At 31.4% G+C, this 14,302-nt stretch carries 9 protein-coding genes; 6 read left to right on the forward strand and 3 right to left on the reverse strand.

Annotated features, from left to right (window positions below; translation table 11 throughout):
* Positions 1–6: 6 nt before the first annotated feature.
* Positions 7–4,824: a sacsin N-terminal ATP-binding-like domain-containing protein gene (locus ASC72_RS13555; protein ID WP_056191560.1), complete on the reverse strand. Its 4,818-nt coding sequence runs from the start codon at positions 4,822–4,824 to the stop codon at positions 7–9.
* Between the two features lie 421 nt (positions 4,825–5,245).
* On the opposite strand from ASC72_RS13555, the gene mobC reads away from it, so the two are divergent.
* The 5 genes from mobC to ASC72_RS13580 all read left to right on the forward strand — a co-directional run bounded on the left by mobC (position 5,246) and on the right by ASC72_RS13580 (position 11,068).
* Positions 5,246–7,228 (forward strand): conjugal transfer protein MobC, encoded by a 1,983-nt coding sequence (gene mobC / locus ASC72_RS13560; protein ID WP_056191963.1) that lies wholly within the window; start codon positions 5,246–5,248, stop codon positions 7,226–7,228.
* Between the two features lie 111 nt (positions 7,229–7,339).
* Positions 7,340–8,191: a DUF3800 domain-containing protein gene (locus ASC72_RS13565; RefSeq protein WP_056191563.1), complete on the forward strand. Its 852-nt coding sequence runs from the start codon at positions 7,340–7,342 to the stop codon at positions 8,189–8,191.
* Between the two features lie 91 nt (positions 8,192–8,282).
* Entirely contained in the window at positions 8,283–9,377 is a 1,095-nt protein-coding gene (locus ASC72_RS13570; protein WP_056191565.1) for a hypothetical protein, read from the forward strand.
* Between the two features lie 71 nt (positions 9,378–9,448).
* Positions 9,449–9,958 carry a hypothetical protein gene (locus tag ASC72_RS13575; RefSeq protein WP_056191567.1) on the forward strand — a complete coding sequence of 170 codons (510 nt, stop codon included), beginning with the start codon at positions 9,449–9,451 and terminating at the stop codon, positions 9,956–9,958.
* Between the two features lie 126 nt (positions 9,959–10,084).
* Positions 10,085–11,068 carry a helix-turn-helix domain-containing protein gene (locus ASC72_RS13580; protein ID WP_056191569.1) on the forward strand — a complete coding sequence of 328 codons (984 nt, stop codon included), beginning with the start codon at positions 10,085–10,087 and terminating at the stop codon, positions 11,066–11,068.
* 29 nt (positions 11,069–11,097) lie between these two features.
* On the opposite strand, the gene xseB is transcribed toward ASC72_RS13580, so the two are convergent.
* Positions 11,098–11,307, reverse strand: coding sequence for an exodeoxyribonuclease VII small subunit (gene xseB / locus ASC72_RS13585; protein WP_056191571.1), 210 nt, complete (start codon positions 11,305–11,307; stop codon positions 11,098–11,100).
* Positions 11,282–12,721 carry an exodeoxyribonuclease VII large subunit gene (gene xseA / locus ASC72_RS13590; RefSeq protein WP_056191573.1) on the reverse strand — a complete coding sequence of 480 codons (1,440 nt, stop codon included), beginning with the start codon at positions 12,719–12,721 and terminating at the stop codon, positions 11,282–11,284. Before xseA ends, xseB begins: the two co-directional genes overlap by 26 nt.
* A gap of 394 nt (positions 12,722–13,115) precedes the next feature.
* On the opposite strand from xseA, the gene dinB reads away from it, so the two are divergent.
* Complete coding sequence (dinB, locus tag ASC72_RS13595; RefSeq protein WP_056191575.1) at positions 13,116–14,300, forward strand: DNA polymerase IV; 1,185 nt, start codon at positions 13,116–13,118, stop codon at positions 14,298–14,300.
* Positions 14,301–14,302 lie beyond the last annotated feature (2 nt).

Below are 14,302 nucleotides of genomic sequence, written 5' to 3' on the forward strand. Positions count from 1 at the left end.
ATTTCATTAGTTTGCTTTTTTAAATTTAAGAATAAAATTGTCGTTTACGACTGTAAAAAGTTCATTATCCGTAAAGGATTTTCCTTTATAATCAAACAATCCTTGTATTTTTTCAATTTTTAATTCTGATATATTATCAATGTTTCTAACGAGAAATACTTCATAGTTTCTCTTTAGTCTTTCTCCAACCTTAACTTCATTTGAAGTTATATGAAATGCATCTTCCCATCCGACTACTTTTACTTCTACCTTTCTTGAATGTTTGGCCCCTTTTGGTAAATACATCAGATCATATCCTAACCCATCGACACCATCCAGATTAACACCGCAATCCTTGGCATAACCCGAAACCCATTTTACATCAGATTTGTTTTCACTAATTTCTAAAAGATGTTTGTAAACAATATATTCGCCTAAAAAACCTATTTCTTCTTTAGGCTTTTTCGTATTTAAGCCTCTTGATCTTCCACTTCCTGATGGGCTGCCTTTTCCATTTATAATGTCTTTTTTAGCAATTTTTACATTGGCAAATCCAATTTTTTTTATTTCTACATCAGATAATAAATTATCTATTTGTTTTTTTAAATCTAATAAGTCATTGTAAAATATAGGTTCTTTACCAAATACAATTCTGTTGGATTTTGATGGAGTTGTATTTGAATCTGATTTTTCAGCAATATTTTTTCCAAGCCAGGTTTTAAATGATACATCAATTTGAGGAAATTCATTTTCAAAAAACAGTAATGATTGTATGGAATAACTCTCTTGAATAAATTGGTTGAAAAGCTTCTTATCAAGATCAGGTGTCTTAACCATTTCCCATACTTTTTCAGTATTTAAAGCATACAGAACACTCCAGTCGATTATTTCGCCACCTGCGTTCAAGTCAATCTCAAATAATTCATTTGTAATTGTTTTTAAATCGCTTATTACATCAAAATTGACTTCATTAAAAGGTTCAGAAGTTAGATTTAAATAGGTATTAACCATCTCTAAAAATCTATTTTTAGGTAACTTATTGGCTAAACAAAAATCATATAATATGCTCTTAAATTTTTCCAAGTTATCATTAACTGCTTCTTTAAAATTAATTTCATAAAGCAGTGAAATATTAATAGATGGATAATGAAAGGTATTGAATTGAGAAATTGTAATACCTGTCCTTTTAAATAAATTGATTATAAGTTCAGCGCTGACTTCTTCATTTAAATCCTGATAATTAATAAAATCAATAGTGTTTAGAATTAGTTCCTGATTTTTTGGAAAATGTATCATTAATGCTTCTAATATTGCCTGATCTGTATCAGTCTTAATATTTAGCGTTTTGTTTTTAAAACACTTAACAAAAGCTTTCCAAAAATCGATTTTAGGGTTGCTGATTACACCTAATTTCTTTCTTGCATCGTTAAGTTTTTCCAAATTGATATCATCCGTTTCTGAACGTAATAATTCATCTCTAACCGAAGCACTTTTAGAGAATAGCTCTCTAATTTGAAGTCTCTGTGCGTCAACATCTAAGATTGCCGAAAAAACTTCTGCAATTGTTGAACAGAAAAATATGCTCTCTTTCAGATCAATAATTTCATCAAAGAATATTGGAACTTTAATGAAAATTATATTTCTTTTTTTTATGTATAAATATTCAAAATCATCTAATTCAAATATTTTTTGTTGTCCCGATATACTTAGTGTTGCAGTTAAATTAGATACTAATTGAAACTTTGTATTTTTAATTATATTTTTCTCATTGCCACTGTCTTGTTCTTTTCTCAATACATAAACATAAGGTTTGAAATTTTCAATTTCCAATTCAAATTTTGAATTTAAAGTATGCACCTCGGGAATACCAACCACATTTAAGTCAATATTGTCTAATGGCTGAACTCCAAATATCTTTTTAATTTTATCTTTTCCTCTTCGTCTCTCAATCTCAATGATATTGAACTGTTTTATTACTGTTTCACCATATCTTTTGTCATTAACATAATAAACTTCATTTAAAGGATAGTCAACTCCATCTTTGCAGAAAACCCTTCCTGATGTCATATAATTTTTATATTCACGATCCAGAGTGCTTATTTTAAACAGTGCTTTTTCATCATAGTTAACAGCAATTTGATTGTAAATTGTTTTCGCTTTTTTACCTGATGGATCTATCTCGGGTAATTTATGAAGTATAGTATAAATCATTTCAGGAGAAAGTGTATTTATAGTTTTATGAACTCCCACTAAACTTAAGATATAATCAACTTTTTCTCTTTGAACTTGTTTTGATTTAAGAACATCATAATCAACTTTAGGCTTTTCAATTAAACCACTAAATTCCTCGTTAATATATGCTGCTGATGAACATTTTGAAGGCTCTGTTTTAATAACTGCTTCTGTTTGCAACCAAGTAGAATGTTCTAATTTCCATTTAATGTAAGAAGTCATCATACTGCCATTTATTTTACGGTAATTCCTCGTATTAAAAAAATCAAAATATATTAAACTGGAATGTGGTTCTATATTTTTATCGATCGAATTAAAGATTTCTAAATCCTTGTCAATTAAGTTAATAATTGATTCTGATGTATTATTCAATAAAATTTTATCAAAATCATCAATTGATAAAACATTCACCGGACCATATCCACCTGTTAATGTGTCTTTAAATTGTTTATAGCCTTTTTTGAAAGTATAATCACCTACAGAATTTCTGTAATTATAATTTTTCATAACGTAATCAGCATAATCATCTTTAACTCTAACAGTTTCTTTTCTTGGATAATATGCTACACCCAGCCACTCGATATATTTTTTCCATTTGATTGTATTGAGAGCTTCTATTTCAAATTTCAGATGAGATGCTATTAATTTTGCTTTGTCATAACTATAGATTTCCTCCGCCAGCGGATTACCATATTCTTTTCCGAAGTATAATTTATTAGCCAGTTCAATTTTATTTTTTTTATTGATTATATGAATAGCTGTGCCCTTCCAATTAGAATCTGTGTGAGGTTCCAATTTGTAAATATCAAAAAGTGTTTTATGCAGGTTTTTCACATCATCTAACGAAACCTCTTCATGCTGTGAATAATGTGAAATTAAAGCTTCAACAACCTCATTAAAATTAAACTCTTTTAAGTTGTATTTTGAAAGAGCTTCTGCTAGGTTCTTGAAATCGGAACACTGATATACTTTTAATAATTCGGCTGCTAAATCATTACTGATTATTTGAATTCCTAGTTCATGAGGTAAGTTGTATTTTACCCCTTGATTTGGCAGAAAAATTGGTTTATCAAAAGACAATAAATTCTTTTCGTTATCAAAAAATACGCCCTCGGTTTTTAATAATTCCGTATCTTTTCCAATATAATTACCAATCGATTTTATTAAAAGTGCATAATCCGGAAGGTTAATATCCTTTCTATGGGCAGCAATACTAGGAATTACGACTTCGACATTGTAATTCTCATATCCCAGATTTTCTAAAAAATTTAAAACAAATTCATCTTCAGTATGCAATAGCAAATCAGGGTATTGATCGGGATTCAAATACTTTGGAATAATTTGCTCAACAAAATAAACTGGTTTATTATCATTATCCCATTTTATATATTGATTGCTTGTAACTGGAAAAATATTTTTATCTTTTATGAGGTTTAAAATATTATTTTTTAAATCTTTATTATCTGCCAGATGGTTTAAAGACTGAAAATCGGCTTGTAAAAAACTTACTGATTTAAAATTAAAATTATCATTTTCAATTTGGGCAATTTTCTCAGAAGCTTCTGTAAGTAAGTACGGAATTAAAGCGGTTAGTTTTTTATTATAATCTTCTTCATCATCAATAATAAGATTTCTATCAGCATTCAGTTCAAATGATCCATGAATAATTCCTTTGCATTGAATAGGCACTTTTGTTCTGAAATAGGAATAAACCACATCTTTAGTTTGAACAAAATCATTTTGCCATGCAACGCTCAAATGATAATCTCTTTTGATGTCTTCAAATTTGCCTTCGATATTGTAAATGTTCCAAATATTATCAGTTACGCTTTCTTCTGTAGTATTTATAATTTTCAGAATATCTTTTGATATATTTTCTTTTTTATAACTGCATTGTATCCCATTGATATCTATATAAATGGATGTAAGATTATTTAAAAACAATAATACTTCACTGTCAATATCCTGACTTAATTGTTTTATTACCTGCTCTATTGCATTGTCTAATAAATCAATTTGAATAATGGTGTCGAAATCTTCCTTTCCTTCAAAATAGTCAACCACAGCACCTTCTACCTCTGGACAAACTAAAGTTGAAATAGGAAATTCTTCCTTGTTTTTTAATTTTTCGAAGGCTGTCTTAAATTTTTGATTTTGTAAAAGTTCAAATAATACCTTCTTACTATAATCTTTTGAAAATCCAACACATAAGTCATGACTATCAATAGTCACTTTTTTTGCCCAACTTAAAATAGAACGAAATCCTAATCCTTTTTTGCCGATTTGGCCTTCCATCGCTTCTTTTGGACTTAAATGACTGTGGAAAATGGAATTTAAACCTTCTTCAGAGAAACCATATCCAGTATTAGCAATAATTAATTTTTTACCCGTTAATTTGATTAAAACTTTCTTTTCTTTCTTTGCTTCAGAAGCAGCATCATCGGCATTTTGAAGCATTTCTAAAAGCTGCCTATTGTTATAGTTTTTAACATTTTCTTTTTCTCCTTTAAATTCGGAAAACATTCTATTAGGGCTTAGTAAATATACTTTTTTTGTTATATCTAATTGATTTTTAGCTATTTCCTGAATTGATATAGTTTGTTCTTTTTCCATTTGAATAATTTTAAACAATGTTATTTAGTGATTAGGTTCCGAAAAGCTATAGATAAGCTGTTCAAAATTTATCATTTGCTGCTATTTATAAATTAACTTTTAATTTACAGTACTATAGTTCTCAATAACAGATTCCAAAAACAAATATTAGAATTTATTCTAAAAGGTTATTACGTAAAACCATAATTGATTTATTAATCTCAAAAATATTAACTAACAAACAAAGAAGAGCAGGTAGTTTTACGCGTTTATTTAATAAAAATGGATATAAGATTAGGAATTCAATTCTGAAGAAGATTGATATTAATATTGTTTCCCACCATATTTTGACTAAAATAAATCATTAAATCATCATTAAATTTAATGCTTCAAATTAAAGTAAACAACATTTTTTTTTATGTAACCTTTTGAATAATTGATGATGCAGACAGGAGAAAATGAACAGGCACTGAGAAAAATTTTAGACATGACCCGCCTTATCAGCATTGTGCTTTTGGGTATACATTTTTACTACTACGGTTATAACGCTTTTAAACAATGGCAGCTTGTAAGTCCATTAAGTGATACCATTCTGGACAATATTTATAAAACAGGACTCTTTAATTTTTTTCATAAATCAAAGCTCTTAGTACTTGCTTTTCTTCTAATTTCTCTATTGGGTGCAAAAGGGAGAAAGAATGAAAAACTGCAGTTAAAAATGGCTTTATACTATTTAATATCAGGTGTATGTCTTTACTTCTCCACTTATGTATTTATAATATTACCTCTTCCTGCAAACATTAGGGTAGTTCTGTACATGTTTTTTACTACGTGTGGATATCTCCTTCTTCTGACTGGCGGTATTTTACTCACTCGAATTATAACGAGCAGAATAAATCATAAAGATATTTTTAATAAAGAGAACGAAACATTTCCTCAGGAAGAAAGGCTGCTTGAAAATGAATATTCCATTAACCTGCCGGCGCAATATTATCTGAAAGACAAAATCCGAAATAGCTGGATCAACATCATAAATCCTTTTCGGTCTTTACTCGTTGCAGGAACACCTGGATCAGGTAAATCATACTTTGTAATCCGTCATGTTATTACCCAGCATATCAGAAAAGGATTTAGTATGTTTATCTATGATTTTAAGTTCGATGATCTATCCAAAATTGCTTACAACACATGGCTTAACTCAAAGCATTTCTACCCTGTTGAACCAAAATTTTATGTCATAAATTTTGATGATCTGAGCCGGACTCACAGATGTAATCCCTTAGATCCTTCAGCTATGACAGATATCACGGATGCAGCTGAATCAGCCCGCACAATATTGCTTGGTCTTAACCGCGAATGGATTAAAAAACAGGGGGATTTTTTTGTAGAATCCCCCATTAATTTCCTGACTGCCATTATATGGTATCTGCGCAAATATAATGATGGTGAATTCTGTACCCTGCCGCATGTCATTGAACTGATGCAGATGGATTACGACAATCTTTTCACCATTCTCAGAACAGAAAAAGAAATTGATGTTCTTATTAATCCATTTGTCAGTGCTTATCTAAAAGATGTTATGGATCAGCTGGAAGGACAAATTGCTTCTGCTAAAATCTCTATGGCAAGACTTGCTTCTCCACAGCTTTATTATGTTTTATCCGGAAGCGATTTTTCTTTGGATATTAATAATCCCCTTGAGCCAAAAATTGTCTGCATGGGAAATAATCCGCAGAAAATTCAAACGTATGGAGCTGTTCTATCCTTATACGTAAGCCGATTAATCAAACAGGTAAACCAGAAAGGAAAACTCAAAAGCAGTCTGATATTTGATGAATTTCCTACCATTTATCTCAATAATATGGACAGTTTGATCGCCACTGCAAGAAGCAATAAAGTGGCCACCTGTTTGGGGATTCAGGATTTCAGTCAGCTTAGAAAAGATTACGGACGTGAACAGGCTGACGTAATATTAAATATCTCTGGAAATATAATAAGCGGTCAGGTAACAGGAGATACAGCCAAGCAGCTTTCAGACCGTTTTGGAAAGATCATGCAGGATCGTGAGAGTCTTTCAATTAACAGTAGCGATACCTCAATCAGTCGTTCCAAACAATTGGAATCAGCAGTTCCGGCTTCTAAAATTTCTTCATTAAGTTCAGGCCAGTTTGTGGGTATGGTAGCAGATGATCCCAACTGTAAAATTGAGCTTAAAACATTTCACAGCGAAATTTTAAACGATCATAAGGCACTCGAAAAAGAAATAGATAACTATGAGGAAATTGCACAAATACGAAAGATTGATAACTCTATTGTTCAAAGAAATTATTTGCAAATTAAGCAGGATATACAAGATGTTATAAATTCTGAAATTGAAAAAATCATAAACGATCAAGGGCGTGCTCATCTCATTATTAAAAAGTAAAAAAGTATATTATAAAATTCTAAAATTTGGATAAAAATACTACATTTAGCAAACGGCTGATATTTTACACAGGCTGAACATTCACATAAATTTATAATAATTCCAAAACTTATGAAGCATCTTATTGTAATTGATGACACGGGATCACCTGGTAACTTTAATGAAACACGGTTTTTAAAAGAAGATAGAAAAACGCTTGTAGCTGTATTTATTCACGCAGAACTACGTCATATCTTAGAGAAAATTCTATCTGAAATTTTAGATACTTTGAAAAAAGATTATCCTATTACCGAATTTCACTTTAAAGATATAGTCAATAAAAATAATGAATTTTCAGGCTTTACTTACGAGCAAACGATAAAATTGGTCGATGAGATAGCAGATGTTTTTGCTCAATTTAAGCTTCCCTTTTTTGTACAGACTATTCATAAAAAAACCTTACAAGAAAACGGGATTTTTATTTCAAAAGAACTAAATCTGGGCAATTTAAATCTTAAAGAAAGTGAAGATAATGCAATATTTTCACTCCTACTGACCTTAAGAGAATTTGCGAAAAAAAAGTACGCAAATGATAGAATAGAGATTTTCATGGATCAGAGAGCAAATAATAAAACTGAATTTGAAAAATTTGAATTTCTGGGAGGAGTTGCCGATAATACCGTACACTATAAATCATCCGCAGAATGCACACTAATTCAGGTAGCAGATTTTTTTGCTTATGCTGTCAACAGGATGCAAACTACTTCAGCAAAAGAGAATCGAACTAATCTTGATAAAGCACTGTTATTCTCATTTTCTAAAGCTTTAGCAAGACAACCATCTACAGGAGTTTTAAAACTGGAAGTTGATATAGATGAATTTAAAAAAGATGATTATGATTATGAACTATATCAGAAAAGACAAATTGATGGAAATTTAGAATTTTGGAAAAATGCTCAGAAAGATGATTCTAAAAAGGATTAGATAAGTAATCATTGAATCTAATTCATAATCCTCTTGAGTATAACAGTTTTAATATCAACTTACAAAGCAAAGCATAAAACGAACATAAAAAATGGCAGAATCACATTCTTATTTTCTAAACAATTTACTTGACAATAGGAAAAAGGTTATTGAACTTATCATCATTTCACTTGTATTAGGAATTGGAGTAAGTTTCATTAGTTCGAGCTTATTTGACTATATCAAAATCGAAAATAAAAACAATACCTATTTACTTCTTGGAAGTATAATGACTATTGGAAGCATGATTTATTTAGCATCAAATTTGTTTGGTAGGAGAAAATTTGAAAAAAAAATTGAAGGTTTTTTTATTGTTGACCGTGAAAACAAAAATATTATAAAAATTGATAATTACCATTACTCCAATAATATTCTTGAGTATTTGGACTCTGCACGAGCAGAAGACGCTCGTATAGATGATAATTGGTTAAAAACTGATTTTGGCAATATCCATAGCGAACGACAAACATTATTGCCGATCATTGAGAGTATATCAGAATATTATTTTTTGAATAACTTGTCAATGCATTTGTCCGCTTTTTTTAATAATACATCTTTTAGTGATGATAGGCTAAGAACATACGAAAGAAAAGACATAACCTACATACTTCTCACTAATTATTTTTTGGAATTATTTTCTAAGCCTGTAGATCAGAGAAGCAAGTTTCAGGACAATGATCAACTTCGTAATGTTACCTATTTTAAAAGAGGAGAAACTGAGGGGAAAGTTACATCCAGTTATCACAACGGAGCAATGTTTCAGCATTTTAATTTAGTATTACCTAATGAAAGTAAAGTAAGCCGGGAGAAAAATTCTACAATAATTATTCAAAACGATCGCTTTAAAATTACTGTTGAAACTATAGTAAGCGGTGTCAACACATATATTCCAATTGAGTTTAAAGAATTGTACTTAAATTTAAAACCTGATCATAATCCTGCTTTTATTACAACTTACAGAATAAATGTAGAATTCAGTAAATTTTCGTTTCTAAAATCATCAAGCTGGGAATATTATAAATGGCTGGATTCATACTTAGAGGATTTCGAAAGGAAAGTCTCCGAAAAATATTATTTCGACAATCAGATTCAATGGGATAAAACATATCCAATTTTGAAAGTCCTTTCTTTTAAATTAAAAAGTTAACATTACTAAAATCAAATGTCCGATGAATTTGTTTCTTCTAAAGCAATCTATTACAAACTAAAAATGAAAACATGACAACATTACTTCAAAAAATTGAAAAAACAGAAAGTGAATTGGAATTTGTCGAATCAAAAATGAAATTTCCTCAAGTATATAATTCTGAAGATATTGAAGAAGAACGCAAATTATTAAACGAAAAACATCTAAAATTAAAAGAAGAAGCTATTCAGATAACTGAAATAAATTCTCTTAAAGAATTATTGTATCGCCAACTCAGCGAGTATATTGAAACACTTGAAAAATTCACAGATCATCCTTACTCAAAATCTCAGAGTTTGAGTTTTTCGAAGTTTTATACCTCACCATTGACGGCCATTCAAGATATTCTATTTTCAAATTTAAAAGGAATATCTGGAGTTAATTTAAATACTACACAAGATCCAAAGGATATTGTTACTGATAAAGATGATTTTGTAGTTTTATTAAAACAAAAAAGGAAAGAGTTTTTTAATGCTGAAAATTTATATGATATAAATCTGGCATATAGAAATTTTTCAAAGGAAGTCAAAAAATTCAGATGATAAACTAAAAATGGATAATTGATTTATCTTCAAAGATTAAATTAAAGTCATTCAATACTTTTGACTGTAATGAATAAATAGATGTGTTGTAATATTTGACAAACAAACCACTAATCCAAAAAAAGTATGAAACCATCAGAGGCATTATTTAACAGGGATCTTTATGAATTGGAGTATGAATATCTCCAGGAATTTTTTTCAACATCAAAAGATGAAAATTTGTATCTGGAATTTAAATCCTATGATGCCAGAGGAGCATACAAAGAAAAGGAGGATACCATTAAAAAGGCGGTTTGCGGCATGCTGAATTCAGAAGGAGGTATAATTATTTGGGGCGCCCCAATTGAGACCCGAGATGAAAATAAGAATACGGTTGCTATAGGAGAATTAACCCCTTTTGCGTCTGCATTAGACAGAGACAAACTCATTAATATCTTGTCTTCGAGCATTATTCCATTGCCTGTCGGTATCAGAGTTCAAGCCTTGCAAAATGAAAACCAGGATTCAGTATTTGTTATTGAAGTAGAGAAAAGCCCTGAGAAACCGCATCAATTTGATAATAGATATTATATTCGATTAGACGGGCAGACAAGAATTGCACCACATTATCTTATAAGCGCCCTGATGAAAGGGATAAATTTCCCTGTCCTAACTGGTCATCTCCGTTTAAAGCAAATTAGTAATGATGGGAGAAATAATATACTCTTATACTTTAGAAATGTATTGTTCAATACTTCAGCATTTAACAATGATATTAATGTGCAAAAGCGAATAGTAACATCAAAAGGTCAGTTACTTATTAATGGTGAATATCATGATTTAATGTATTTCAATACGATGCCTTTACTAAGTCACGGTGCTCCTACATCTTTAGACTTTATACTTCAAATTCCAGCTGCTCATGCACAGGGAGAACTTACCATCGTATTCCAGTTTGGAGGTGAAAAATCGCCATCAAAAATGTCGACGTACAAATATCGATTTGAAAGGTTTATGTTTGGAAATGTAGCAGATGAAAGTATTTATCTGGTGAAAAAAAAGGAAAACTCACTTCCTAAAAGTGATCATATGGATTCTATGCGCAATGTTGAAGACGTACTTAATTCATAACCTGATTTATTGAATATTCTATAACAGCACTATTGAGTAGAGTTTTCCATCTGAGCTATAATCTTATTGACTTCCGATTCTGTAGATTTCAGTTTTGCCTGGCAGAATGTAATTAGATCCGAAGCTCTTTTGACTTTAACAGCAAGCACATCTACTGAAATGGTTTCATTTTCGATTTCAGAAGCAATTAGAGCCAGCTCTTTATAAGCTTCTTCATAAGTTAGTTTTATCTTTTCCATTGTATGGTATTTTTTCTTTAATAGTTGATTTTATAAGGGTATCTGCAAGTATGATTTCCATTTCGCTTCCAATTTTTAAGTCGTCAGGATTACTTGTAATTTTATCATTGACCCTGACAATAGCATATCCCTTCTTTAGAATGTTCTCAGGTGCCATCATTTTAATAAGGGAACCATAATGACCCAAATCTCCTTTTTTATTTTTCTGATACTGATTGCTGAAGGTTTTTAAATTACTGATTGTGTTTTTAATATCACTGATCCTGCTGTATAGAATAATTTTAGGTTTTGATATTATCTGTGAGGATGTATTCAAAAGATTTCTGCTGTGATTAAAAAGAATAGATTTAGAGCTATTGATCGTTATCTGATTAATCGCCACGATCTCATCTTTTTTCTCATTTAGAATATCTCTGGCAGTATTTACAATGGTACTCTTTATTGATCCGAGTGCCTGAAAATTTGTTAAAAACAATTGCTGCGACTTAATGAGGATAGATTTTTGAAAAGAAAGCAATTTTTGTTCAAAATCTCTGTTATGCGCTATAATAAACTCCGCTGCTTTAGTAGGTGTTTTGGTTTGGGTATGGGCCATTAAATCAACAATTGAAATATTCTTCTGATGTCCGATGCCGGTGATAATCGGTATAGGAAACTTAGCCACTGCCCTTCCAATCTGGTAATCATCAAAAATAAGAAAGTCCGTCTGTGCCCCTCCTCCCCTTGTTATTACAATTACATCGTACTGAATTTTAGAATTATAAATCTGAATTAGTTTGTCTAAAAATAATTTCGAATTATTCTCCCCCTGTACATGGGTGTAATAATTATCTACAAAAAATTGATACCCGAAATTATTAACCTCAAGGGTATGCCTAAAATCCTCACTTCCAGCAGAATTAACGGACGACAGCAAAGCAATTCTCTGAACAACAGGATTTAATTTAAGACGGCTATTTGTAGTCTGATAACCATCAGCTACTTTTTCTATAAATTCATTTTCTGAAACTAATCTCTGTAGGGTTTCATTTCTTTTTTGTTCTAAAAGCCCCATGGTAAAATTCGTATCCACATCCACAACAGTAGCAGAAAGACCATAAAGTGGATGAAACTCTATGGAAACCTGTACCAGAACATTAATGTTGTTGGTGAATTTCTGCCCGGTATTTTTTTCAAAATCAGAAATGCTCAGAGAACCATTTCCCCAGGCCTTCCCTGCAATTTTTGCAACAATATTATTCGAATTTGAATCCTTTTCTACTAAATCAAAATTGTGATATCTTTTATCTGCCTTATAGGAATGATTGGTAATATCAGCTACTACCCAGTATTTTAGGGCACTGAATTGTGCTCTGATAGTATTGGAGATAATATCTGTTAGCTGTGATAATTTTATATGCGTGCTGGCTTCCAATCAGTTCAAATTTTCTATTAAGATGTTATGGTTTCTCATTTTTATTGATAAACCAGGCAGAATGTAAAATTACATAAAAGCGGATTGCCATCAATACCGGTTTTCTGGTTTAAATTCAATTTTATTTTGTATTGGTATTAATTCTATAATCTTAAGTTTCGATAGTTGTAAAGGATCCAAAGTGGACTTAAAACAAAGTTTAAGAATAAACACATTAAAAAATTGACTTCATTAAATCTGTTTATAATCATCGTACTTGACAAATCTCAATGTTTACAAGCAATTATCAAATTGAAAAAACATGACTGCTAATTTTGTTCCAAAATGGAACATCTGTTTTATGTAAATATGTTATGATCTGTACTAATTTTGTCAGGTATAAAATGAGAAGATTATGGAAAGGTCAATTGTACATATCGATATGAATACGTTTTTTGTGTCCTGCGAAAGGCTCACAAATTCGGCCTTAAATGGTATACCGCTCATTATTGGAGGTGGTGATCGTGGTGTTGTAGCTTCTTGCTCATATGAAGCAAGACGTTTTGGTGTACGCTCAGCCATGCCTATTTACATGGCTATGAAACTCTGCCCGCAGGCCAAAATAATGAAAGGAGATATGGAATTGTATTCCAGACTATCTCATGATATTACTGAAATTATTCAGGAAAAAGCGCCGGTGGTTGAAAAAGCCAGTATCGACGAATTTTATTTGGACATCACCGGTATGGATAAATTCCACGGCAGCTACAAATGGACAAACGAACTCGCCCAGACCATCATAAAAGAAACAGGATTGCCCCTCACCTTTGCCCTTTCCATTAATAAAACAGTTTCCAAAATAGGTACCGGAGAAGGAAAACAGAAGCAGAACCTTGAAATTCCCCAGCATCTGGTACAGTCCTTTTTAAATCCGCTTTCCATTCAGAAAATACCAATGGTGGGCGACAAAACCTTTCAGCTGCTTTCCCGAATCGGAATAAGGACTATTCAGACCCTATCGGAAATGCCTGCAGGCGTTCTACAGCAGATGATTGGCAAAAATGGAATAGAACTCTGGAAAAAAGCCAATGGCATTGACAACAATCCGGTAGAACCTTATACCGAGAGAAAGTCCATATCCACTGAACATACTTTTACACAGGATACCATCGATATGGACCGCCTTAAAAGAGTACTGCTGGGAATGGTAGAAAAGTTAGCCTTTCAGTTACGTTCTGAAGAGTGGCTGACTTCCACTGTAACGATTAAAATACGGTATGCCAATTTTGATACCGAAACCAAACAGTGCCGGGTGCAATATACCTCAGCTGATCATATCCTGACCCAGACCGTAACCGATCTCTTTGAAAAGTTATACCAGCGCAGAATGAGGCTTCGTCTTATTGGAATCAGATTCAGTGGACTGGTTCGTGGTACCTACCAGATTGATCTTTTTCAGGATACCGAAGAAATGCTGGCCCTGTATCAGGCCATGGACCGAATGAAAAGCCGATATGGTTTCGATGCTGTGATGCGATGCGCCGGAGCTTCTTTTAAACCCAACAATAAAAATGAAATTTTAAAACGTAAATCAAAATAATT

Origin of the sequence: Flavobacterium sp. Root420, assembly GCF_001427905.1 — a bacterium.
Classification (GTDB): domain Bacteria; phylum Bacteroidota; class Bacteroidia; order Flavobacteriales; family Flavobacteriaceae; genus Flavobacterium.